Below are 23,868 nucleotides of genomic sequence, written 5' to 3'. Positions count from 1 at the left end.
ACGGCGCCCCCGCACGGCAATTCGAAGGACCCGCGTGACCAGTAATTCGGCTTGATCGTTTCCATGGGCACACAACTCGTTCGCAGGAAATTCGAATTGTTGCCGGACGCACGCCACGGGCATCACAAAGGGTCAATGAACCGGACATATCGCCAGAGTCGCCTGCGGGCGTTATGCAACGTTTAAGGGGGATGAGTTGTGACGTACTGGACAGCAGGAGCGGCACTTGGGGCCTGACATGTGTTGAATCCGCATGTCGACTCCCGTGATTTCTGGGTACTCGGACCGTATTACTCCTGAACGGTCTGTGATTGAGATGACAGCTGAGTTGGGGGTTTTACGAATACACACGAGCGACGCTAGGGTGCCTCAGATGTTCCACGCTGCCACCATCCCCGCAAGCGCAGTGCGGTCCCGGATCGTCCCACCCAGCCTTTGGTGGGAGGGCCTGTGACGAACTCGGTTCAGCCGCACGGCCGCCACCGGGCGCCACTCCCCCCGGCACATATGCCCGCGGACGGAGTACCCGGCCCCCGCGCCCCCCAATCCACCATGGCCGCGACCGTTTCCCACGCTCCGGCCGGCACCACCGCCCGACCCGTCCCCACGGGCTACCCGGGCTCCACCGGCACCACGGAACACGCCGGTACCAGCAGCGGCAGACCCGCCCCCGCGGGCCAGCCCGCCAAGCAGCGCGACTCCTTCTTCGACAACGCCAAGTACCTGGCGATCGTCCTGGTCGCGATGGCGCACGCCTGGGAACCACTCACGGACGGCAGCCGCGCCGCAGAGGCGCTGTACATGACCGTCTACACCTTCCACATGCCGGCGTTCATCCTCATCTCCGGCTACTTCTCGCGCAGTTTCGACATGCGGTCCGACCGCCTCAAGCGCCTGGTGACCGGCGTGGCCGTGCCGTACGTCATCTTCGAAGTCGCGTACACCGTCTTCAAGCGCTACGCGGACGACGATCCGACGCAGCCGATCAGTCTGCTCGACCCCTGGTACCTCACCTGGTTCCTGGTCGCGCTCTTCGTCTGGCGGCTGACGACCCCGCTGTGGAAGCTGGTCCGCTGGCCGCTTCCGCTCGCGCTCGCCATCGCGGTGCTCGCGTCGGTCTCGCCCGACATCGGCGACGACCTCGACCTGCAGCGCGTGCTGCAGTTCCTGCCCTTCTTCGTGCTCGGCCTCTTCATGAAGCCCGAGTACTTCCAGCTGGTGCGGCGACGCGAGGTGCGGCTGCTCTCCATCCCGATTTTCGCGAGCGCGCTCCTTCTCGCGTACTGGGCGGGGCCGCGGATGACCTCCGCCTGGTTCTACCGCCGGGACAGCGCACAGGAGTTGGGTGCGCCGTGGTGGGCCGGTGTCGTGATGACGCTGGCACTGTTCGGCTGCTCCGCGATCCTGACCGCGTGCTTCTTCGCGTGGGTTCCGCGCCGGAAGATGTGGTTCACGGTCCTCGGCGCGGGCACGCTGTACGGCTACCTGCTGCACGGCTTCCTGGCCAAGGGCTCGCGCTTCTGGGGCTGGTTCGACGACTACCCCTGGATGCACACGCCCGTCGGGCAGGTGATCGTGTCGCTGATCGCCGCGGCTGTGGTGACGCTTCTCTGTACGCCTCCGGTGCAGCGGATGTTCCGCTTCGCCATGGAGCCGAAGATGGAGTGGGCGTTCAAGCGGGACGCTGCCGCGTTGGCCCGGGAGCGGGCCAGGTCTTCTGCCTAGCGCTGCGACTGGATGCCCAGTAGGGCGCGCATGTTCGCGTATTTCTCCGTGAGGCGATCACGGGTCGGCCCGTCTAGCTCTGCTAGGCGGGCCGGATTCGCGTTGTGGGCCAGGTCGGCTTCCTTGACCAGGCGGGCGCCCGGGGTTGCGAGGATGCGGGCGGCGTAGGCCTCGGGCGGTTCGCCCGCCCTCTTGGTGAGGGCTCGCACGATGTCCTTCGTACGTGGGGTGAGGGGCGCGTCCCGCAGCCACTCCTCCGTGAGGGCGTTGTCCTCGATGGCGTCATGGAGCCAGGCTGCGGCGATCTGTTCCGGCGTGCCGTTTCTGGCGTGGACGCCCTTGGCCACGGCTTCCAGGTGCTCCGTGTAGGGGCGGCCCGCTTTGTCTTTCTGGGTGGCGTGGGCCTGGCGGGCGATTGCTTCTACCTCGGGCAGGGACAGCAAGGAGCTGGGGTTCATACGGGGATTCTTTCCCCGACCCCGCCCCTTCCCGACCGTGACATTTACGGCTCCGCCGAGTTCGTCCTCAACCGCCGGACGGGCTGGAACCCCGCAACGCCGCCCTCGCCGGCAGGGCCGTCGCCGCCAGGCCGAGCGCCAGCGCTCCGCCCGCGAAAGACCCGTACAGCAGTGGTGGGATGTAAGGGGACTCGCCCGTCAGGCCGTTCATCATGGGGATCAGGGTGGCCAGGGCGATGGCCGAGCCGATCACGATGCCCGCGCAGGTGACCAGGAGCGCCTCCCAGCGCACCATCCGCATCACCTGCCGCCGGGTGGAGCCGATCAGGCGCAGCGTGCCGAGTTCGCGGCGGCGGTCCAGGACCGTCATCACCAGGGTGTTCGCCGCGGCGATCGCCGCGAAGCCGCCGAGCACGGCCGCCATCACCCCGTTCGCCCAGGCGTTGACCGCGCGGTCGGTGGACTGGGCGGTGGCGTAGGCGTCGCGGTCCTGGAGTGTGCCGAGGGCCGTGAGGGCCTGCGTCGCCTTGCCCTTCGTCCAGATCTCCGAGGAGAAGGACGAGGTCACGTGCTGCTTCAAGTCCGAGGAGGGGAGCGTCACTCGGGAGAGGCCCATGCCTCGGTCGTACGTGGCCACCACCTTCGGTGACGTCTTCGTACCGTCGGGCATGCGCAGGGCGATGCGCTCGCCCGTCTTCACGTTCGCGGAGTCCGCGAGCTTCGCGTCGACGGCGATCTCGCCCTTGCCGAGCGAGGCCATCGAGCCCGTCCTGACACCCGGGTCCTGGACCTCGGCCAGGTCACGGGGCGAGCCGGTGATGCCCTGGGCCGACGCGCTCTCCAGCCAGCGGTCGCCGCCCGAGCCCACCGGCACCAGGACGGAGGTCTTGAGGAGGCCCACGGCCGAGGTGACTCCAGGCGCCTCCGCGGCCTTCGTGACCCCGGCCGGGGTCGCGCCCGCCCCCGACGCCGTCACGATGTGGTCCGCCGTGATGCCCTCGCGCTGCTGGTCGGCCGTCACCCGGTCCTCGCTGGTGTGCATGAAGACGAGGGTCGAGGAGAACGCCATCGCGAGGACGATCGGGGTGATCGCCGATGCCATCCGGCGGGCGTTCGTACGGGAGTTGGCGGCCGCGAGCGAGGCGGACGCGCCCGCGCCGCGCAGCGGGAGCCCGAACAGAGCCGCGCAACCGCGGGCGACCAGCGGTCCGAGCAGGGCCACGGCGAGCATGAACAGCATGACGATGCCGAGCGCCACGTTGGCCGCGTCGTCGCCCGTCAGGGACGAGGCGATCCCGGCGAGGACGCAGCCGCCGACGGCCGCCGCGATGCCCAGCGGCGTACGGATCCAGCCGGGGCGCAGGCGTTCCACCGAGGACTCGGCGAGAGCCTGGCCCGGCCTGATGCGGGAGGGGCGGCGGGCGGCCAGATAGCCGGAGAGCAGCGCGGTGACGACGGCGGCGCCGATCGCCGCGACGAGGGGAATGAAGGAGACCGAGAGGTCCAGGGCGCCGGGGATCGCTCCCCTGTCCTTCAGCTGCCCGAACCACCAGTCGGCCAGGGCGATTCCGGGCAGGACGCCGACCGCTCCGGCGAGTGGGGCGACGAGCAGGGCCTCCGTGGCGATGGTGCGGCGGATCTGGCGGGGCGTCGTGCCGATGGCGCGCAGCAGCGCGTACTCGCGGGCGCGCTGGCCGACGGAGAGCGCCACGGTGCCCGCCGCGGTGAACATGGCGACCATGGTGGCGATGCCGCCGAAGGAGCCGCCGAGTCCGGTGAGCAACTCCTCGGCGTAGGCCAGTTCGGCGCCCTCGGCGGCGCTGCGGTCGTCGCCGGTGTGGACCAGTGCCCTGTCTCCTACGGCGTCCGCCACCCGGGCCTTGAGCACGGCGTCCGTGACGCCCTTCGCGGGCAGGACCGCGACGGCGTCGACGCGGCCGGGGTGGCCGGACAGGCGTACGGCGTCGGCGTCGGTGAACCACGCGGTGGGTGCGCCCTGCCGGTTCTTGACGGTGCCGGAGACGCGGAAGTCGCGTGGTCCGTCCGCCGTGGTGAGCGTGGTGCGTTCGCCTACGGACGCGCCGGGTGCGGCGAGGACGACCTCGCCGGGCTTGGGGGCGCGGCCCGCGGTGAGCTTCTCGCCGGTGAAGGCCGTGGAGCCCCAGCCGTGCGCGGTGACGCTCCCGGCGCCGGACCGCACCGGGAAGGTGACGTCCGCTACGGCGGTGCGCGCGCCGGGCACCGCGCCCGCCTTCGCGAGGAGCGAATCGTCGATCCGGGCCCGGTCGGGCAGCGGGGTCACCGACTCGGAGCGGCTGTCGCCGCTGCCCGTGACGAAGTGGGCCCGCTGGTCGGCGGCTACCACCACGGGGGCGTCGGCGTACCGGGTGGGCGGCATCGAGGCCCGTACGCCCGTCTCCAGGAGGATGCCGCACGCGGAGACGATCATCGCGGCCATCATCAGCGCGACGAACGTGCCCACGAACGCGGAGGGTTTGAAGCGGACGGCGGCGCGGGCGAGGCCGTTGGGCATGGAGGTTCTCCGGAGTCGGTGAAGTGGCGGGGAGCTGGTGCGGGCTATGCCGCCGCTGTCGCGTGGGCCGGTGCCGTGAGCGTCGTCATCCGGGCGGCGATCTGCTGGGCGGAGGCCCGCTCCAGGCGGTCCACGATCACGCCGTCCGCGAGGAAGAGCACCCGGTCCGCGTAAGCGGCGGCGGCCGGGTCGTGGGTGACCATGACGACGGTGGCGCCCAGGTCGCGGACGGCCGAGCGGAGCAGGGCGAGGATCTCGGCGGCCGTGGTGGTGTCCAGGGCGCCGGTCGGCTCGTCGGCGAAGATCACGTCCGGGTCCGTGACCAGGGCGCGGGCGATCGCGACGCGCTGCTGCTGGCCTCCGGAGAGCTCGCCGGGGCGGCGCCTGTGCTTGTCGCTGCCGAGTCCGACGCGCTGGAGCAGATCCGCGGCCCTGCGGCGGTCGGGGCGGTGGCCCGCGAGGCGCATCGGCAGGACGACGTTCTGTTCGACGGTCAGCGAGGGCAGCAGGTTGAAGGCCTGGAAGACGAAGCCGAGGCGGGTGCGGCGCAGCGCGGTCAGTTTGTTCTCGCTCATGGAGGTGATCTCCGTACCGCCCAGGCGCACCGTGCCCTCGGTGGGCCGGTCGAGTCCGGCGGCGCACTGGAGGAAGGTGGACTTGCCCGAGCCGGAGGGGCCCATGACGGCGGTGAAGCTGCCGCGTTCCAGGGCGAGGTCGATGCCGCTGAGGGCGTGCACGGCGCCGGATCCCCTGCCGTACCTGCGGCGTACGCCGTGCAGTTCGACGGCCCAGTCGGCGCCGCGGGGCGCACCGGCGGTCATTGGGGGCACCGGTCCCGGTCCGTTGACTGCTTCCTTCTTGCGACGCAGCCCCATGGCTCTCTCCGCCTTCCGTAGGTGATGCATCGAACGTACGGATTCGGGGGCTCTGTGGACCATGAGGTCCCCCGGCGGATCGGGGGTGGGGGTATCCCCCGCAGGGAGTGGACATCCGCCCCGCACGGCACTCCAGAAGTCGTTTGGTAAGCTAACTATTGACGCGTTCTTGACGCTCCCTTTGCCATCCGTGTGCGCCGGGTGCGTCGCCGACTACCAGGAGGAACGGGCCCATCGGACACGCAGACACCCTGATAGCCATGGGCGGCGCCTTTGTCGCCGCCGCCGTGCTCGCCCGTCTGGGCGGCCGCATCGGACTTCCCACCATCCCCCTCTTCATCCTGGCCGGGATCCTTCTCGGCCCGCACACTCCCGGCGTGGTCCTGCTCTCCGACCCCCACGACCTGGAGATGCTGTCGGCGCTCGGCCTGGTGCTTCTGCTCTTCTACCTGGGCCTCGAGTTCCACATGGACGACCTCAAGTCGGGCGGCCGCAAGATGGCGCTCGCCGGAGGGACGTACCTCGCGCTGAACGTCGGCGCGGGCCTCGGCTTCGGATTCGCCCTCGGCTGGGGCACCTCCGAGGCTCTGGTCCTCGCCGGGGTGCTCGGCATCTCGTCGTCCGCGATCGTCACCAAGGTGCTCGTCGACACCGGCCGGCTCGGCAATCCGGAGACCAAGCCGATCCTCGGCATCATCGTCGTCGAGGACATCTTCCTCGCGCTCTACCTGGCGGCGCTGCAACCCGTCCTGTCCGGCGCCGACAGTCTCGCCGCGGCCGTCATGGACGGCGGCAAGGCGTTCGGCTTCCTGCTGCTTCTCGCCCTCGTGGCGCGCTTCGGCACGAAGGTCGTCGGGCGGCTCATGGACACCCGGGACGACGAACTGCTCGTCATCTCCTTCCTCGGGGCCGCGGTCTTCGTCGCCGGGGTCTCGGAGTGGTTCGGGGTCGCGGACGCGATCGGCGCGTTCATGGTCGGCCTGATGGTGGGCAGCACGGCTTCCGGCGAGCGCGTGCGCAAGCTGGTGCACCCGCTGCGGGACGCGTTCGGGGCGATCTTCTTCTTCGGCTTCGGCCTCTCCATCGACCCGGGCGACCTGCCCACGGTGTTCTGGCCGGTGCTCGCCGCCGTGGCCGTGACGCTGCTGATGAACGTCCTCGCGGGACTCGGCGCGGCGCGCATCTACGGCTTCGGGGCGGGGCCCGCGGCGAACATCTCCACCACCCTGCTCGCCCGCGGCGAGTTCGCCCTGATCCTGGCGACCATGGCGGCCACCGCGGGACTCGACGACCGCCTCTCCCCCTTCATCGCGGGGTACGTGCTGCTGCTCGCGGTGCTCGGACCGCTGGCCGCGGGACGCTCGAAGTGGCTGGCCCGGATCCTGCCGGGCGGGCGCGATCCCGTACGCGAACCGGAACCGGAGCTGTCAGGAGCCCGCTGACGGCTCCCGGCAGATCAACAGCAGCGCCCGGTCGTCGTTGACGTCCTTCGCGACCGCCTCGATCAGATGCCACGCGGCACCGTGGAAGCCGCCCGCCACATAGCGGTCGGCTTCCCCGGTGAGGCGGTCGATGCCCTCGCTGATGTCCCGGTCGGAGGTCTCGACGAGACCGTCCGTGAAGAGCATCAGGACGTCGCCCGGGCGCAGGGAGCCCTTCACCGGGTCGAACTGCGCCCCGTCGTACACCCCCAGGAGCGGTCCCTCGGCGGCCTTCTGCTCCCAGCGGCCGCTGCCCGCGCTGAGCTGGAGGCCCGGCGGGTGGCCCGCCGTGAAGAGTTCGTAGTCGCCGCTCTCCAGGTCGAGGACCAGGTGGATGGAGGTCGCGAAGCCCTCGTCCCAGTCCTGGCGCAGGAGATAGCCGTTGGCCGCGGTCAGGAACGCGTGCGGCGGAAGCGAGCCGAGCAGGCCGCCGAAGGCGCCCGACAGGAGCAGGGCGCGGGAGCCCGCGTCCATGCCCTTGCCCGAGACGTCGGTGAGGACGACCTCCAGGGTGCGCCCGCCGTTCGTACGGGCCGCGACCACGAAGTCACCGGAGAAGGACTGGCCGCCCGCGGGCCGCAGGGCCATCTCGCGGTGCCAGCCCGACGGCAGCTTCGGCAGCTTGCTCTGCACGCGGATACGTTCGCGCAGATCGAAGAGCATCGTCCCGCCGCCGCGCCAGGGCACACCGACCCGGCTGCGGAACTGCGCGATGATCAGCCCGAAGAAGCCGCAGGCCGCGACGACGAGGACCACTCCGGGCGTGACACGTGAGGGCCCCTGCGTGTACGGGCCGAGCTGGACCGACTCCACGATGAGCGCGGCGGCCGCCGTCGCGTACAGGCCGAGCAGGCTGGAGGGGCGCAGGAGCAGGCCCCCGGCCACGATCGGCAGGACCAGCGTGGAGGGCGCGCACCAGACGCTGTTGGCGATGGTGCAGAAGGCGATCACCGGGATGGTGACGAGCAGACCGGCGAGCGCGACCCAGTCCGAGCCGTCTCCCCGGAAGTAGTCGACGCCGGACTTGCGCAGCCCTATGCGAGCCCGGTGGATACGCTTCTTCATCCGGGCTGTGAACGTCTCGGCTTCCGCTCGCGTGCCTGCCATTGCTCCCGGACCCTATCCACCGGGCCAGGCACCGCGCACGGGAGGTGCCGGTTGTCCCCCGTCAGAGGCACGGCGCCGCGGCGCGTAAATTCTGTCGCTGTGCCCGCTTCTGCCTGGTAGGCATGGCATATGACGACGGAATTGCGGGAGTTGCGCCCGGAAGACTGGGACGAGTACTACAGCACGCTTGAGCTCGCCTTCGGCGGTGTCGCCGAGGCGAAAGAGGAGCACGAGCTCTGGAACGCGCTGACCGAGTTCGACCGCTTCTTCGGCACCTGGGAGGGCGAGACCTGCGTCGGCACGACGGGAGCGTTCAGTTTCCGCCTGTCCGTGCCCGGAGGTTCCCTGGTGGACGCGGCCGGCGTGACGATGGTCAGCGTCGCGGCGACCCACCGGCGGCGCGGAATCCTGACGTCGATGATGCGGCACCAGCTCGACGGCATACGCGCCAGGGGCGAGTGCCTTGCCGTGCTCACCGCCTCCGAGCCCGCCATCTACGGACGGTTCGGGTACGGCGCGGCGACGCAGGCGCTGAGGGCCGAGATCGACACCTCACGCGTACGTCTGTCGGTGCCGGCCGGCACCGATGACGTACGTCTTCGGTACGCCAAGCCGGCCGACGTCCACGCGGCGTGCGAGGAGCTGTACGCGCGACGGGTGAGCGAGCGGCCGGGAATGCTGGCCAGGCAGCCCGGCTGGGAGCGGCTCGGACTGCTCGATCCGGAGAGCGAGCGGCACGGCGCCTCGCCCCTCCAGTGCGTGCTCGCCGAGCGCGACGGAGAGCTCGTCGGGTACGCGCGCTACAGCGTGAAGCCCGACTGGGACGCGGCGGGCCCCAAGGGCTCGGTGCGGCTGCGCGATCTCGAAGCCCTCGACCCGGCGGCCAACGCGGCGCTGTGGCGGTTCCTCTTCGGCATCGACCTGACGTCGACGATCGAGGCGCACAGCCGCCCGGTGGACGACGCGGTGGTCCACCTCGTCTCGGACGTACGGCGCTGCCGCCTGCGGGTGACGGATTCGCTCTACGTACGCCTGGTGGAGGTGGGTGCCGCTCTCGAGGCGCGCGCCTACCGGACGCCGGTGAACCTGGTGCTCGACGTCGAGGACGCCTTCTGCCCCTGGAACGCGGGCCGTTGGCGGCTCAAGGGGGACCTGAAGGGCGCGATCTGCGAGCGCACCGAGGACGAGGCCGATCTCGCCCTGTCCGTACGGGACTTGGCCTCGGTCTATCTCGGCGGTGTCTCCCTGACGTCGCTCGCTGCCGCGGGCCGGGTGCGGGAGCTGCGCCAGGGCGCCCTGGCCGAGGCCTCGCCGGCCTTCGGCTCGGACGTGGCGCCCTGGCTGCCGCACGGCTTCTAGGCGGCCGTCTCCACCTGCTGCTTCGGCTTGCGGGTCGCCAGATAGAGGGCGACCAGCCAGCCGATGAGCGAGACGCCGAGGAAAATGTTGACGACCAGGACCAGATAGCGGTTGTCGATGCCCCGGTTGAAGGCGATGAGGGACGGCAGCAGATAGACGATCAGGCTCAGCAGCATGAACACGATGGCGCCGAGGGCACCGATGTGGGCGAACACTCTCAAGCGTCCTTTCGGCGGGCGCGGGCGCTGCGGGCGCGGCGGGCCCGCTGGCACTTGGGACACCAGAAGAGGTTGCGGGCGGCGAGATCGGCGGTGCGGATCTCGCCGCCACAGATGTGGCAGGGCATCGTGGCCCTGCGGTACACGTACACCTCGCCGCCGTGGTCGTCCACGCGCGGCGGGCGGCCCATCGCCTCGGGCGTGTGCTCGGGCCTGACGGTGTCGATGCGGTTGAGGCGCACGCCCTCGCGCATCAGGGCGACCAGGTCGTCCCAGATCGCCGCCCACTGATCGGGCCCGATGTCCTTGCCCGGGGTGTACGGGTCGATGCCGTGCCGGAAGAGCACCTCGGCGCGGTAGACGTTGCCGACGCCCGCGATGACCTTCTGGTCCATGAGCAGGGCGGCGATGGTCGAGCGGCTGCGCGAGACGCGGGCGTAGGCCTTGGCGGGGTCGTCGGCGTCCCGGAGCGGGTCCGGGCCCAGGCGGGCGTGTATCGCCTGCTTCTCCTCGTCCGTGATGAGGGCGCAGGTCGTGGGGCCGCGGAGATCGACGTACGCGTCGCCGGTGGCCAGGCGGAGGCGGACGGTGTCCGTGGGCGGGTTCGCGGCCGCCGTACCGCCGAAGCCGACCTTGCCGAAGAGTCCCAGGTGGATGTGGATCCAGCCGGTGCCGCCGAAGCCGAGGAAGAGGTGCTTGCCGTGGGCCTCGGCGGCGTCCATCTCCTGCCCGTCGAGCAGGGCGGCGCTGTCGGAGAACTTGCCTTGGGGGCTGGTGACCCGCAGGGGGCCGCGGTTCTGGAACCGCTCCCGGTGATCGGCTGCCAGCCGGTGAATCGTGTGCCCCTCCGGCACGGAGTCCTCCTGGGGGGTGCGGTACAAAACGTCCTCGATCGCCGGAGGGGCTGCATGTCAGCCCGTCCGGCGATCGAGGAGGAGGGTTCAGCCCTGCGGGTGGTGGGCCGGGATCTCGGGGAGTTCGCCCGTGGTCTCGTAGCGCGCCAGCATCTCGATGCGGCGGGAGTGACGCTCCTCGCCCGAGTACGGCGTGGTCAGGAAGATCTCGACGAACTTCGTCGCCTCTTCCCGCGTGTGCATCCGGCCGCCGATCGAGATGACGTTCGCGTCGTTGTGCTCACGCCCGAGGGCGGCGGTCTGCTCGCTCCAGGCGAGGGCGGCCCTGACCCCCTTCACCTTGTTCGCGGCGATCTGCTCGCCGTTGCCGGAGCCCCCGATCACGATGCCGAGCGACTCGGGGTCCGCCGCCGTCTTCTCCGCGGCGCGGAGGCAGAAGGGGGGGTAGTCGTCCTGGGCGTCATAGATGTGGGGCCCGCAGTCGACGGGCTCGTGGCCGTGGCTCTTGAGCCACTCGACCAGGTGGTTCTTCAGTTCGTAGCCGGCATGATCCGAGCCGAGGTACACGCGCATGCGAATGAGTGTGGCACGTCGCGGGGCGGGTAGCGGCGATCGGGGGCGGGACCTTGCTCACCCTTGGTGACTCCGTGGCCTGCAAGGTCTAGGCCATCGGGCCGGAATGCAACGATCCGGAGTCGGGACTTCCGTCACGTCCACCCCTGAGTTTGAATGCGGGGGCTCGTGACCCGAGAACTTAAGGATTCGTCCATGACCTCGCAACCCTCCCTTGCGAAGGCAGACCGCAACCCCAATGAACCTGGGGATCAGCGGTCCGGAGACAACGGTGACGGCCTCAAGGCCGGGCTGAAGAACCGCCACCTCTCCATGATCGCCATCGGTGGTGTCATCGGAGCGGGCCTCTTCGTCGGCTCAAGCTCCGGTATCGCCGCCGCGGGGCCCGCCATCCTCGTCTCGTACGCCCTCGTCGGCGCGATGGTGGTCCTCGTCATGCGGATGCTCGGTGAGATGGCCGCCGCACGGCCCACCTCCGGCTCCTTCTCCACCTACGCCGACCAGGCGCTCGGCCGCTGGGCCGGTTTCTCCATCGGCTGGCTCTACTGGTTCTTCTGGGTCGTCGTGCTCGCCGTGGAGGCCACCGCCGGCGCCGTCATCCTCAACGGATGGATACCGAGCGTCCCCCAGTGGGGCTGGGCGCTCATCGTGATGGTGGTGCTCACCGCGACGAACCTCGTCTCGGTCGGTTCCTACGGCGAGTTCGAGTTCTGGTTCGCCGGGATCAAGGTCGTCGCCATCGGCGGCTTCGTGATCATCGGCCTGCTCGCCGTCTTCGGCGTGCTGCCCGGCTCCGACAACCCCGGCGCCGGATTCGCGCACCTCACGGACGCGGGCGGGTTCATGCCCAAGGGCGCGGGCGCGATCCTCACGGGTGTGCTCATGGTCGTCTTCTCGTTCATGGGCTCCGAGATCGTCACGCTGGCCGCCGGCGAGTCCGAGGACCCGCAGCGCGCCGTGACCAAGGCGACGAACAGCGTCATCTGGCGTATCGGTGTCTTCTACCTGGGCTCGATCTTCGTCGTCATCACGCTGCTCCCGTGGGACGACAAGTCGATCGTCGAGGACGGTTCGTACGTCGCCGCGCTGAACTCGATCGGCATTCCGCACGCCGGTCAGGTCATGAACGTCATCGTTCTCACCGCCGTGCTCTCCTGCCTCAACTCCGGGCTCTACACCGCCTCGCGCATGGCCTTCTCGCTCGGCCGGCGCGGTGACGCGCCCAAGTCCTTCGCGCGCACCAACGCGCGGGGCGTCCCGCAGGCCGCGATCCTCGGCTCCGTCGTGTTCGGCTTCGTCGCCGTCTGGTTCAACTACCAGTGGAAGGACACCGTCTTCGACTTCCTGCTGAACTCCTCGGGCGCGGTGGCCCTCTTCGTCTGGCTGATGATCGCGTTCACGCAGCTGCGGATGCGCGGCATCATCCTGCGCGAACAGCCGGAGAAGCTCGTCGTGAAGATGTGGCTCTTCCCGTACCTGACCTGGGTCACGATCGCGATGATCTCGTTCGTGCTCGTCTACATGCTGACCGACGAGACCGGGCGCAAGCAGGTCCTGCTCTCGCTGCTCGCCGCGGCGTTCGTGGTGGCGTTCTCCGTCATACGGGAGAAGGTGCGGCCCCGCGCCGACGCGGACGCGGCCGTCGAGACCGGCCTCGGCAACGACTCCGTCGACGCCTAGCCCGTCCCGTCCGACGGTGGCGCGGTCGACGTGCCCGCCACCGTCGGCGGAGGCGTGCTCGGTCCCGGCGGCGCCCCGCCGCCCGGATCGCGCGCGGTGAAGAACATGACGGCCGCGAGGGCGGCCGCGACCAGCAGGACCACGGCGGTCAGCGCGCGGGACCGCCAGTCCGGCAGCTGATTCCGCCGGGTCGCCGGAGCCGCCGGTGATCCGGAGTCCGGCGGCTCGACGGGCTCCGGCGACCTCGGCGGCGTCGGCGGCCTCAGCGGCATCGCGAGCACCGCGCGCAGGGCCGCCTCCGTCTCGTCGAGACCCGGCCGCCGCTCCGGCTCCTTGACCAGGAGCGCGGCGAGCAGCGGGCGCAACGCGCTTGACTCCGGCGGCAGTTCGGGCGCCTCGTGCAGGACCGCGACCAGCGTGTTCAGGGTCGAGGCGCGGGCGAAGGGCGAGCTGCCGCGCAGCGCCGTGCAGAGCGTCGCCCCAAGGGACCAGAGGTCGGACGGCGGGCCCTGCCGCGCCCCGGAGACCCGCTCGGGCGCCATGTACTCGGGCGAGCCCACCAGGAGGCCCGTCTGCGTGAGACGGCCCGTGTCCTCAAGGGCGGCGATGCCGAAATCGGTGAGGACGACCCGGTCGGCGGGCCCCGAAGGGCTCAGCAGGACGTTCTCCGGCTTGATGTCACGGTGCAGTACGCCTGCCGCGTGCACCCGGCGCAGCGCCGCCACCAGGGCGAGGCCGAGGCGCGCCGCGTCGTGCTCGTCCAGCGGCCCCTCCTCGTCGACGTACCGGGCCAGGGAGCGCGCGTGGATCAGCTCCATGACGATCCAGAGGCGGCCGTCCTCCTCGGCGACGTCATAGACGCGTACGACACCGGAGTGGTCGATCCGCGCGCTGGCCCGCGCCTCGCGCAGCGCGCGTTCCCTGCGGACGCGGGTGTCCTCCGTCTCGGGGCCGTCGAAGCCTGCGTCGATCCGCATCTCCTTGACCGCGACGCCGCGGTCGAGGAGTTCGTCGGCCGCGCGCCACACGCGGCCCATGCCGCCCTGGCCGATGACGGCGAGCAGGCGGTAGCGGCCCGCGACCACGCGAGGCTCCGGCATGGGCTCACCCCCAACCCTCCCTTCATGACAGCACAGTTCGCGGTTTTCCCGAAGGGGCAGAAAACTTGACGGCGGATGTCAGGTTTTGCGGGGAACCTCTGACGCGTCAGCAAGCACCTCTTGGAGGATCACCGTGGACTTCACCGATGGGCGACTCGTGTACCGGCCCGGCGACGACGGGTACGAGGAGGAGATCGCCGGCTTCCAGACCGGTTTCACGCAGCGGCCCGCGCTCGTGTTCGCGGCCGGGAGCGCCGATGACGTCGTGGCCGCCGTGTCGTACGCGGCTCAGGCGGGGCTGCCCGTCGGGGTGCAGGCCACGGGGCACGGGCTTCCCGGTTCCTCGGAGGGCGGCGTACTGATCAGCACCCGGCGGATGGACTCCGTCCGGGTCGACGCGGACGCGCGCACGGTCACCGTGGGCGCGGGTGTCAGCTGGGGCCGGGTCGTCGAGGCCGCGGCGGCGCACGGGCTCGCGCCGCTGAACGGTTCGGCGCCGGGCGTGGGCGCGGTCTCGTACACGCTGGGCGGCGGACTCGGCATCCTGGCGCGGGAGTTCGGTTACGCGGCGGACCACGTCAGGTGGCTCGACGTCGTCACGGCGGACGGCGCGCTGCGGCACGTCACGGCGGAGAGCGAGCCCGAGCTGTTCTGGGGCCTGCTCGGCGGGGGCGCGAACCTCGGCGTGGTGACGGCCCTGGAGATCGGCCTGGTGCCGGTGGCGCGGCTGTACGGCGGGGCGATCGAGTTCGACGGGCGCGAGGTGGACCCCGCCCATGTGCTGCGGGCGTACGAGGCGTGGACCCGGACGGTGCCGGACGAGCTGACCTCGTCGGTGGCGGCGCTCGTCTATCCGGACATCCCGCAGCTGCCGCCCCACCTGCGGGGCCGCTATCTGATCACGGTCCGGGTCGCCTGCACGGGCTCGGAGGCGGCGGGCGAGCGCCTGGTGGCGCCGCTGCGGGAGATCGGGCCCGCGGTGTCGGACTCGTTGCGGGAGATGCCGTACACCGAAAGCCACACGATCCACAGCGACCCCGACTTCCCGCACTCCTACTACGGGGACAGCGTGGTGGTGGGCGAGCTGGACGTCGAGGCCGCGTGCGAGCTGCTCGCGCTGACCGGTCCGGCCGCCGGGAGGATGCACGTCGTGCAGATCAACCAGCTGGGCGGCGCCCTCGCGAAGCCCGCGGGCAACGCGGTGCCGCACCGGGAGGCGGGGTGGCTGGTGCGGGTGCTCTCGCCTTTCGACCCCGCCGACGGCACGGATCTCGGCGCGGTGCGGGCCGCGCAGGACCGGGCGTTCGGGCTTTTCGCGCCGGGGGCCGTGGGGCGGTTGCTCAACTTCGCGTTCGCCGCCGGGGAGCGGGACGAGGGTCTCTACGACGGGGAAACGCGGAAGAGGCTCGCCGGGCTGAAGGCCACGTACGACCCGGCGAACCTCTTCAGGCGGAACTACGGCATCGGGTGACCGCTCAGCGGTCGAGCAGCTTCCACGCCGTGGGCAGCGCGCCCATCGCGAGCGCGGCCTTGAGGGCGTCACCGATCAGGAAGGGCGTGAGCCCGGCGGCGACGGCCTGGGTCAGCGACATGCCGGTCGCGGCGGCGAGGTAGGGGACACCGACCGCGTAGATGATCGCGGAGCCGAGCACCATCGTGCCCGCGGTGCGCAGGACGGAACGGTCGCCGCCGCGGCGGGCGAGGGCGCCGACCACGGTGGCGGCGAGCAGCATGCCGAGGACGTAGCCGAGGGACGGCGCGGCGACGCCGGAGCCCGCCTCCGCGAACCACGGCATGCCGGCCATGCCGACGAGGGCGTACACGGCGAGGGAGAGGAAGCCGCGGCGGGCGCCGAGGGCGGTGCCGACGAGGAGGGCGGCGAAGGTCTGTCCCGTCACCGGTACGGGCGAGCCGGGGACGGGCACCGCGATCTGGGCCGCTATGCCGGTGAGGGCGGCGCCGCCGAGGACGAAGGCCGCGTCCTTCGCGCGGGACGCGGGCAACAGGTCCGCGAGGACCTGGCCGGGACGGGAAGAGACGGCGGCGATGCTCATCGGGACTCCGCGGGTTCTGGGACGGGCAGGTGGGACCCCAGGACGCTATCCCGGGCGGGGGGCGCCTCTCACGGTGTACGGGTGACAAGGTGCGGGGCACCTTGTTGGTGGGCTCTGCACAAAGGGCTCTGTATACCCCTGCGGGGGGCGTGATGCTCGTCACTGAGGTGAGGGGCGATTTGAGCCCGCTTTGCGCGGGAGGCTACAGCCCGGCGACACTGTAGGTTCCCGCCAAGCCTTTGTGATCCCGAGAGCAGCGCTGAGCACCATGCACGACGCACCCCCCGAAGAATCGGCACCCGGCAGCGGGGGTTGTGCCCACCCGTCCCGCCCTGCGGGACGGGTGGGCACAACGGTGGGGCCGGAACCGCTCGGCGGCGGTCTCAAGCAGCGGCATCTCACGATGCTCGGGCTCGGTGGCGTCATCGGGGCCGGGCTCTTCGTCGGTTCCGGCGCGGGGATCGCCGTGGCCGGGCCCGGCATCGTCGTCTCGTATCTCATCGCCGGTGCGCTCGCCATGTGCGTGATGCGGATGCTCGGCGAGATGTCGGCCGCGATGCCCGCGTCCGGGTCCTTCTCCGTGCACGCCGAGCGCGCGCTCGGCCGCTGGGCGGGGTTCAGCGTCGGGTGGCTCTACTGGTTCCTGCTCGTGGTCGTGCTCGCCGTGGAGGCGACCGGCGCCGCGCAGATCGCGGGCGGCTGGGTGCCGGGCGTTCCGCAGTGGGCCTGGGTCCTGATCTTCATGCTGGTGTTCACCGCGGCCAACCTCGCCGCGGTGAAGAACTTCGGCGAGTTCGAGTTCTGGTTCGCCGCGCTCAAGGTCTTCGCGATCGTCGCGTTCCTCGTCCTCGGGCTGCTCGCGATCTTCGGGGTGCTGCCCGACACCGACCCGGTGGGCCTGACCAATCTCACCGGGCAGGGCGGGTTCCTGCCCAACGGCTGGGAGGGCGTCATCTCCGGCGTGCTCGCCGTCGTCTTCGCCTTCGGCGGTCTGGAGGTCGTGACGATCGCGGCCGCCGAGTCCGACGACCCGGTGCGCTCGGTGGCCCGCGCGGTGCGCAGCGCCGTCTACCGCATCCTCTTCTTCTACGTCGGCTCGATGCTCGTCATCGTGACGGTGCTTCCGTGGACGGCGGAGAGGGCGGGGGCCAGTCCGTATGTGACGGTCCTGGACTCGATCGGGGTGCCGTCCGCCGGCACGATCATGAACATCGTGGTGTTCGTGGCGCTGCTCTCGGCACTGAACGCCAACCTCTACGGCTCGTCCCGGATGGTCTTCTCGCTCGCCGAGCGCGGCGAGGCGCCGAAGGCCCTGTTGAAGGTGTCGGGCGGCGGAGTGCCCCGGCGGGCCGTGCTCGCGTCCGTGGCCTTCGGCTTCGTCTCCGTCGTGCTCAATCTGAAGTGGCCCGACTCGGTCTTCCTCTACATGCTCAATTCGGTCGGCGCGGTGCTCCTTTTCGTCTGGGCGCTGATCGCTCTCTCGCAGCTGCGGCTGCGGCGGCGCATCGAGCGCGAGGCGCCGGAGCGGCTCGTCCTGCGGATGTGGGCGTTCCCGTATCTGACGTGGGCGGCGCTCGCGGCGATGGCGGCCGTGCTCGGGCTGATGCTGACCGACGACGGGGCACGGCCGCAGCTGTTGTGGTCGGCGGGGGCGACGGGACTAGTCCTGGCGGTCGCGGGGCTGCGGGAGTGGCGCGAGGCACGCATGAAACGCGCGTGAACATCCAGTGCCCGCACCTTCACAAAGTGTGAGCGTCGTGTCCGTATAGCGGTCAGGTGTTCCCTGTCAGCGGTACCGGACTTCAGACTGTGGGCCGCTCGCTCCCCCCACTTCAGCTACGGAACAGGGCACGCCCATGTCTCGGATGTCCACGTCCAAGGACACCCCCAAGGACACCCCGAAGGACGCAGCGCCCGAAGGGGCCCCCGCGGCCGATTCGCCGCTCGTCCACGGCCTCAAGCAGCGGCATCTCTCCATGATCGCCCTCGGCGGCGTGATCGGCGCCGGACTCTTCGTGGGCTCCGGAGCGGGCATCGCCGCGGCCGGCCCCTCGATCGTCCTCGCCTACGCCGTCTCCGGCGCGCTCGTCATGCTCGTGATGCGCATGCTCGGCGAGATGTCGGCCGCGAACCCGGCGTCCGGCTCCTTCTCGGTCCACGCCGAGCGGGCGATCGGCCCCTGGGCGGGCTTCACCGCGGGCTGGGGCTTCTGGTTCCTGCTCTGTGTCGCCGTCGGCATCGAGGGCATCGGCGCCGCGGACATCATGGTGGGCTGGTTCCCCGGCACTCCGCAGTGGGCCTGGGTCGCCCTGTTCATGCTGGTGTTCTGCGGCTCGAACCTGACTGCCGTGAAGAACTTCGGCGAGTTCGAGTTCTGGTTCGCCGCCCTCAAGGTCGGCGCCATCGCGCTCTTCCTCGGCATCGGCGTCCTCGCGATCCTCGGCATCCTGCCCGGCTCCGACGTCCCGGCCCCCGGCACCGCGAACCTCACCGGCGAGGGCGGCTTCATGCCGAAGGGCACGGACGGCCTGATCATCGGCCTCCTCGCCTCCGTCTTCGCGTACGGCGGCCTGGAGACCGTCACCATCGCGGCGGCGGAGTCCGAGAAGCCGGTCCAGAGCGTCGCCAAGGCCGTGCGCACCGCGATGTGGCGCATCGCCGTCTTCTACGTCGGCTCGATGCTCGTCGTCGTCACGCTGCTGCCGTGGGACAACAAGGAGGTCGCCGAGAAGGGGCCGTACGTCGCCACGCTCGACCACCTCGGCATCCCCGGCGCCGGGCAGATCATGAACGTCGTCATCCTCATCGCCCTGCTCTCCGCGATGAACGCCAACATCTACGGCGCGTCGCGCATGTCGTACTCCCTGATCGAGCGCGGCCAGGGCCCCAAGGCGCTCGGCCGTGTCTACGGCGGCGTCCCGCGCCTTGCGGTCCTGGCGTCCTCGGTCTTCGGCTTCGTCTGCGTCCTGCTCAGCTACTGGCGCCCGGACGACGTCTTCCCCTGGCTCCTGAACATGATCGGCGCGATGATCCTGGTCGTCTGGATCTTCATCGCCGCCTCGCAGCTGATCCTGCGCCGCAGGACGGAGCGCGAGGAGCCGCAGAAGCTGGTCGTGAAGATGTGGGCGTACCCGTTCCTGACGTGGGTGGCGCTCGCCGCGATGGCGTACATCTTCTACCTGATGACCCAGCAGCCCGACACGCGCAAGCAGCTTCTGGCGACGGGGGCGCTGACGCTGGTGCTCGCCGTGATCGGCTTCGTGCGCCAGAAGCTGGCGGAGCGGTCTGAGCCGTCAGCGCCGGTGGCCGCCGAGTAGGACATCGCCGTACACGAAGGGGCCCGGGGTCGATCACGACTCCGGGCCCCTTCGGCGTACCCGCAGGTCCCGGGGCCGGACCTAGGACGAAGGACTGATCATCCCCGCCCCACCCCCGACCCACTCCTGCTGCTAGCCTGCACTTGCACATCAGTTGCAATAACAATTGCCAGGCATCGCAGTACAGCAGAGCAGCAGTCGGAGGGCTCGGACATGGCCATTTACACGCTTCCAGAACTTCCGTACGACTACGCGGCGCTCGAGCCGGTCATCAATCCCCAGATCGTCGAACTGCACCACGACAAGCACCACGCGGCGTACGTGAAGGGCGCGAACGACACCCTGGAGCAGCTGGAGGAGGCGCGCGACAAAGAGTCCTGGGGCGCCATCAACGGCCTGGAGAAGAACCTGGCCTTCCACCTCTCCGGCCACATCCTGCACAGCATCTACTGGCACAACATGAACAGCCCGAAGGACGGCGGCGGCGGTGAGCCGCTTGCCGCGGACGGCGTCGGTGACCTCGCGGACGCGATCACCGAGTCCTTCGGTTCCTTCGCCAAGTTCAAGGCCCAGCTGACCAAGGCCGCGGCGACCACACAGGGTTCGGGCTGGGGCGTACTCGCCTACGAGCCGCTCAGCAACCGCCTCATCGTCGAGCAGGTCTACGACCACCAGGGCAACGTCGGCCAGGGCTCGACGCCGATCCTGGTCTTCGACGCCTGGGAGCACGCTTTCTACCTGCAGTACAAGAACCAGAAGGTGGACTTCATCGACGCCATGTGGGCGGTCGTCAACTGGCAGGACGTGGCCAAGCGTTACGAGGCGGCCAAGCAGCGCGTGAACAGCCTGCTGCTGGCCCCGTAAGGCCGGCTCCACCCCCTGAAGCGCCCTGCCTCGTGATCGTCTTCTCAACTTTCGCCGGGGCAGGCGGATAAAGGAAAGACCCCCGTGAGGACGTGACTCACGGGGGTCTTTCGGTGGGCCGGGTGTTCTCGACACCGGGCTTTCGGCCAGGTCAGTCGAAGATCGGCCCCTGTGTGCGCGTGCGCTTGATCTCGTAGAAGCCCGGCGTGGAGGCCACCAGGAGCGTGCCGTCCCAGAGCTTCGCCGCGGCCTCGCCCTTGGGGGCGGGGGTGACGACGGGGCCGAAGAAGGCGACCTGCTCGCCGTCCGCGCCGGGAACGGCGATGACGGGCGTGCCCACGTCCTGGCCGACCTTGTCGATGCCCTCCTGGTGGGAGGCGCGCAGCTGCGTGTCGTACTCGTCCGAGTCCGCGTAGTCCGCGAGGTCCTCGGGCAGGCCGACGTCCTTGAGCGCGGAGACGACCGCCTCGCGGGTCGGGCCCTCGCCGAGGTTGTGGAAGCGGGTGCCGAGGGCGGTGTAGAGCTCGCCGATGGTCTCGTCGCCGTGCTTCTGCTGGGCGGCGATGACCACGCGGACCGGGCCCCAGGCCTTCGTCTCCAGCATCTCGCGGTACTCCTCGGGCAGCTCGTCGAGCCGGTCCTCGTTCAGTACGGCGAGGCTCATGACATGCCAGCGGACCTCGACGTCGCGGACCTTCTCCACCTCGAGCATCCAGCGCGAGGTCATCCAGGCCCAGGGGCACAGCGGGTCGAACCAGAAGTCGACGGGGGTCTTGCCGGACTTGCCGTTCTCGGACATGTCTCTCCCTAGGGAATGCGTGCGCGCTTGGCCAGGGGAACGTCAGTGATCTGCCCGGGCATTCCCGGATACCGCGCGCTGGGGGCACATGCGAGGATCGTAGACATTCGTACAGGTCGTGCGATCCACGACTTCCACCTGCGAGTACAAGGGAGTACCGCCCGTGCCCGGAGAGAATCTTTCCCGCGACGAGGCCCAGGAGAGGGCCGCGCTGTTGTCCGTCGACGGGTACGAGGTCTTTCTCGACCTGCGCTCCGCGATCGGCGGGAGCGACCAGGAGCCGCGCACGTTCCGCTCCGTGACCACGATCCGCTTCCGCTCCGCCGAACCCGGCGCCGCGAGCTTCGCCGACCTGGTCGCGCCGAGCGTCACGGCCGTCTCCCTCAACGGCAGGGACCTCGACCCCTCCGAGGTCTTCGACGGCACCCGGATCACGCTGGAGGACCTGGCCGCCGAGAACGAACTGGTGGTCGACGCCCGGTGCGCCTACAGCCGCACCGGCGAGGGCATGCACCGCTTCGTCGATCCGGAGGACGGCGAGGTCTATCTCTACACGCAGTACGAGCCCGCGGACTCCCGCCGCGTCTTCGCCAACTTCGAGCAGCCTGACCTGAAGGCACCTTTCCGGTTCGAGGTGCAGGCCCCCGAGGGCTGGACCGCCTGGTCGAACGGCTCGGGTGAACTGGTCGACGGAGTATGGAAGTTCGCCGAGACGAAGCCGATCTCGACGTACATCACGGCGGTCGTCGCGGGCCCGTACCACTACGTGACGGACTCCTACAGCCGCACCTTCGACGACGGCACCACGCTGGAGATCCCGCTCGGCGCCCTGTGCCGCAAGGGGCTCGCCAAGTACTTCGACGCGGACGACGTCTTCCTGGTCACCAAGCAGGGCCTCGACTTCTTCCACGACAACTTCGACTACCCCTACCCCTTCGGGAAGTACGACCAGGCCTTCGTCCCGGAGTACAACCTGGGCGCGATGGAGAACCCCGGCTGCGTCACCTTCCGCGAGGAGTACATCTTCCGCGGCAAGGTGACCCGGGCGTCGTACGAGCGCCGGGCCAACGTCATCCTGCACGAGATGGCGCACATGTGGTTCGGCGACCTCGTCACCATGCGCTGGTGGGACGACCTGTGGCTCAAGGAGTCCTTCGCCGACTTCATGGGCACCTTCTCGATGGTCGAGGCCACCCGCTTCACCAACGGCTGGATCACCTTCGCCAACAACCGCAAGGCGTGGGCCTACCGCGCCGACCAGCTGCCCTCCACGCACCCGGTCACGGCCGACATCCGCGACCTGGAGGACGCCAAGCTCAACTTCGACGGGATCACGTACGCGAAGGGGGCGAGCGTCCTGAAGCAGCTCGTCGCCTACGCCGGCCGTGACGCGTTCCTGGAGGGCGCGCGCCGCTACTTCAAGCGCCACGCGTACGGCAACACCCGGCTCGGCGACCTCCTGTCTGTCCTGGAGGAGACCTCCGGGCGCGACATGGCGGCCTGGTCGCAGGCCTGGCTCCAGACGGCGGGCGTCAACTCCCTGACCCCGCAGGTCCTGCTGAACGCGGAGGGCCGGATCACCGAGCTCTCCGTGCTCCAGGAGGCCGCCGAGTCACACCCCGAACTGCGCCCGCACCGCGTGGCGGTGGGCCTGTACCGCCGCACGCCCAAGGGCGAGCTGACGCGGTACGCACGCGCGGAGCTCGACGTCGAGGGGCCGCGCACGGTCGTGTCCGAGCTGGCCGGCGAGGAGGCCCCTGACCTCGTCCTGGTCAACGACGACGACCTGACGTACTGCAAGATCCGCTTCGACGAGAACTCCCTCGACACGCTGCGGGCGCACCTCGGCGACCTCACCGATCCGCTCGCCCGCGCGCTGTGCTGGTCCGCGCTGTGGAACCTCACGCGGGACGCGCTGATGCCCGCGCGGGACTTCATCGGGCTCGTGCTGCGGTTCGCCGGGCGCGAGAGCGACATCGGCGTCCTCCAGATGCTGCACACGTGGGCGGACTCCGCCCTCACCTTCTACGCGGCCCCGGACTGGCGCGAGGAGGGCGGGCGCGCGCTCGCCGAGGGCGCTCTGCGGGAGCTGCGGATCTCCGAGCCCGGCAGCCAGAACCAGCTGACGTGGGCGCGGTTCTTCGCCGCGGTGGCCTCGTCGGCGGCCGATCTCCAGCTGCTCCAGGGGCTCCTCGAAGGCACGGCGAAGATCGACGGCCTGGACGTCGACCAGGAGCTGCGCTGGTCCTTCCTCGGCCCGCTGGCCGCGCACGGCGTCGCCGACGAGCGGGTGCTCGCCGCCGAGCTGGCCCGCGACGACACGGCTTCGGGCAAGCGGCACCAGGTGCGGTGCCTGGCCGCGCGGCCCTCCGCGGCGGTCAAGGCGCAGGCGTGGGCCGCCGTGGTGGAGTCCGACTCCCTGTCCAACGCGCTGGTGGGTGCGACGATCTCCGGGTTCGGACAGTCGTCGCAGCGGGAGCTGACCGCTCCGTACGCGCCGAAGTACTTCGACGTCATCGAGCGGCTGTGGGCCGAGCGGTCCATCCAAATCGGCATGGACGTGGTCAAGGGGCTGTTCCCGCACCTCCAGGACGATCAGTCCACCGTGGACGCGGCCGACGCGTGGCTCGCCGCTCACGAGGGCGGCGCGCCTGCCCTGCGGCGGCTCGTCCTCGAGGCCCGTGACGACCTCGCGCGGTCGCTGCGGGCGCAGGCCTGCGACGCGGCTGCCGCTTCGTAGGGACTGTCTTCCCGGGGGCTGCCGCTTCCCGGGAGCTGTCGGGGCGGGCGCCTCGCTTCGGTGTTGCGCCCGCCCCGCCCGCCCCGCCCGCTCCGGCCGCCGCCTGGAACGTACCGATAACAAACGGACCT

The 23,868-nt window shown here is 70.4% G+C and carries 19 protein-coding genes; 9 read left to right on the top strand and 10 right to left on the bottom strand.

From position 1 onward, the window contains the following. The first annotated feature begins 450 nt into the window (after positions 1 to 450). Positions 451 to 1,725, top strand: coding sequence for an acyltransferase family protein (locus IE226_RS08640; RefSeq protein WP_229870637.1), 1,275 nt, complete (start codon positions 451 to 453; stop codon positions 1,723 to 1,725). Here IE226_RS08640 and IE226_RS08635 read toward each other — a convergent pair. The 3 genes from IE226_RS08635 to IE226_RS08625 all read right to left on the bottom strand — a co-directional run bounded on the left by IE226_RS08635 (position 1,722) and on the right by IE226_RS08625 (position 5,591). After that, positions 1,722 to 2,183: an HD domain-containing protein gene (locus tag IE226_RS08635; protein ID WP_190080436.1), complete on the bottom strand. Its 462-nt coding sequence runs from the start codon at positions 2,181 to 2,183 to the stop codon at positions 1,722 to 1,724. The genes IE226_RS08640 and IE226_RS08635 overlap by 4 nt on opposite strands. Before the next feature lie 67 nt (positions 2,184 to 2,250). Next, a complete protein-coding gene (locus IE226_RS08630) occupies positions 2,251 to 4,716 on the bottom strand; it encodes an FtsX-like permease family protein (RefSeq protein ID WP_190080435.1) in 2,466 nt (821 codons plus the stop codon). Positions 4,717 to 4,760: 44 nt separating this feature from the next. Then, entirely contained in the window at positions 4,761 to 5,591 is an 831-nt protein-coding gene (locus IE226_RS08625) for an ABC transporter ATP-binding protein (RefSeq protein WP_190080434.1), read from the bottom strand. Positions 5,592 to 5,851: 260 nt separating this feature from the next. Here IE226_RS08625 and IE226_RS08620 point away from each other — a divergent pair, with 260 nt between their 5' ends. Further along, positions 5,852 to 7,033 carry a cation:proton antiporter gene (locus tag IE226_RS08620; protein WP_190080433.1) on the top strand — a complete coding sequence of 394 codons (1,182 nt, stop codon included), beginning with the start codon at positions 5,852 to 5,854 and terminating at the stop codon, positions 7,031 to 7,033. On the opposite strand, the gene IE226_RS08615 is transcribed toward IE226_RS08620, so the two are convergent. Further along, positions 7,019 to 8,179: a PP2C family protein-serine/threonine phosphatase gene (locus IE226_RS08615; RefSeq protein ID WP_190080432.1), complete on the bottom strand. Its 1,161-nt coding sequence runs from the start codon at positions 8,177 to 8,179 to the stop codon at positions 7,019 to 7,021. The two genes, IE226_RS08620 and IE226_RS08615, sit on opposite strands and share 15 nt — an antisense overlap. 129 nt (positions 8,180 to 8,308) lie before the next feature. Here IE226_RS08615 and IE226_RS08610 point away from each other — a divergent pair, with 129 nt between their 5' ends. Continuing rightward, complete coding sequence (locus tag IE226_RS08610; RefSeq protein ID WP_190080431.1) at positions 8,309 to 9,538, top strand: GNAT family N-acetyltransferase; 1,230 nt, start codon at positions 8,309 to 8,311, stop codon at positions 9,536 to 9,538. On the opposite strand, the gene IE226_RS08605 is transcribed toward IE226_RS08610, so the two are convergent. The 3 genes from IE226_RS08605 to IE226_RS08595 all read right to left on the bottom strand — a co-directional run bounded on the left by IE226_RS08605 (position 9,535) and on the right by IE226_RS08595 (position 11,183). Then, positions 9,535 to 9,753: a superinfection immunity protein gene (locus tag IE226_RS08605; protein ID WP_190080430.1), complete on the bottom strand. Its 219-nt coding sequence runs from the start codon at positions 9,751 to 9,753 to the stop codon at positions 9,535 to 9,537. The genes IE226_RS08610 and IE226_RS08605 overlap by 4 nt on opposite strands. Before the next feature lie 2 nt (positions 9,754 to 9,755). Beyond that, positions 9,756 to 10,610 carry an Fpg/Nei family DNA glycosylase gene (locus IE226_RS08600; protein WP_190080429.1) on the bottom strand — a complete coding sequence of 285 codons (855 nt, stop codon included), beginning with the start codon at positions 10,608 to 10,610 and terminating at the stop codon, positions 9,756 to 9,758. An 87-nt stretch (positions 10,611 to 10,697) separates the two neighbouring features. Further along, positions 10,698 to 11,183, bottom strand: a complete 486-nt coding sequence (locus IE226_RS08595; RefSeq protein WP_190080428.1) for a ribose-5-phosphate isomerase — start codon at positions 11,181 to 11,183, stop codon at positions 10,698 to 10,700. Between the two features lie 195 nt (positions 11,184 to 11,378). Here IE226_RS08595 and IE226_RS08590 point away from each other — a divergent pair, with 195 nt between their 5' ends. After that, positions 11,379 to 12,863 carry an amino acid permease gene (locus tag IE226_RS08590; protein ID WP_190080427.1) on the top strand — a complete coding sequence of 495 codons (1,485 nt, stop codon included), beginning with the start codon at positions 11,379 to 11,381 and terminating at the stop codon, positions 12,861 to 12,863. On the opposite strand, the gene IE226_RS08585 is transcribed toward IE226_RS08590, so the two are convergent. Further along, the gene (locus IE226_RS08585) at positions 12,860 to 13,963 is read right to left on the bottom strand and encodes a serine/threonine-protein kinase (RefSeq protein WP_190080426.1); all 1,104 of its coding nucleotides are present in this window, start codon (positions 13,961 to 13,963) and stop codon (positions 12,860 to 12,862) included. The two genes, IE226_RS08590 and IE226_RS08585, sit on opposite strands and share 4 nt — an antisense overlap. A gap of 133 nt (positions 13,964 to 14,096) precedes the next feature. Here IE226_RS08585 and IE226_RS08580 point away from each other — a divergent pair, with 133 nt between their 5' ends. Then, entirely contained in the window at positions 14,097 to 15,434 is a 1,338-nt protein-coding gene (locus tag IE226_RS08580; protein ID WP_190080425.1) for an FAD-binding oxidoreductase, read from the top strand. 4 nt (positions 15,435 to 15,438) lie between these two features. Here the strand turns inward: IE226_RS08580 and IE226_RS08575 are convergent, their stop codons facing one another. Continuing rightward, positions 15,439 to 16,017 carry a biotin transporter BioY gene (locus IE226_RS08575; protein ID WP_190080424.1) on the bottom strand — a complete coding sequence of 193 codons (579 nt, stop codon included), beginning with the start codon at positions 16,015 to 16,017 and terminating at the stop codon, positions 15,439 to 15,441. A gap of 268 nt (positions 16,018 to 16,285) precedes the next feature. Between IE226_RS08575 and IE226_RS08570 the strand changes: the two genes are divergently transcribed. The 3 genes from IE226_RS08570 (at position 16,286) to IE226_RS08560 (ending at position 20,198) form a co-directional block, all read left to right on the top strand. Beyond that, complete coding sequence (locus tag IE226_RS08570; protein ID WP_373306910.1) at positions 16,286 to 17,737, top strand: amino acid permease; 1,452 nt, start codon at positions 16,286 to 16,288, stop codon at positions 17,735 to 17,737. 145 nt (positions 17,738 to 17,882) lie between these two features. Continuing rightward, positions 17,883 to 19,334 carry an amino acid permease gene (locus tag IE226_RS08565; protein WP_190080422.1) on the top strand — a complete coding sequence of 484 codons (1,452 nt, stop codon included), beginning with the start codon at positions 17,883 to 17,885 and terminating at the stop codon, positions 19,332 to 19,334. A 213-nt stretch (positions 19,335 to 19,547) separates the two neighbouring features. Next, entirely contained in the window at positions 19,548 to 20,198 is a 651-nt protein-coding gene (locus IE226_RS08560) for a superoxide dismutase (protein ID WP_190080421.1), read from the top strand. Positions 20,199 to 20,349: 151 nt separating this feature from the next. On the opposite strand, the gene IE226_RS08555 is transcribed toward IE226_RS08560, so the two are convergent. Beyond that, positions 20,350 to 20,997, bottom strand: a complete 648-nt coding sequence (locus tag IE226_RS08555) for a mycothiol-dependent nitroreductase Rv2466c family protein (protein WP_190080420.1) — start codon at positions 20,995 to 20,997, stop codon at positions 20,350 to 20,352. A gap of 163 nt (positions 20,998 to 21,160) precedes the next feature. On the opposite strand from IE226_RS08555, the gene pepN reads away from it, so the two are divergent. Continuing rightward, positions 21,161 to 23,737 (top strand): aminopeptidase N, encoded by a 2,577-nt coding sequence (pepN, locus tag IE226_RS08550; protein WP_190080419.1) that lies wholly within the window; start codon positions 21,161 to 21,163, stop codon positions 23,735 to 23,737. Positions 23,738 to 23,868: the final 131 nt, after the last annotated feature.

Source organism: Streptomyces longisporoflavus (assembly GCF_014649775.1).
GTDB classification, from domain to species: domain Bacteria; phylum Actinomycetota; class Actinomycetes; order Streptomycetales; family Streptomycetaceae; genus Streptomyces; species Streptomyces longisporoflavus.
Note: the sequence above shows the minus strand (reverse complement) of the source record. Positions and strands in the feature narration are given on the sequence as shown.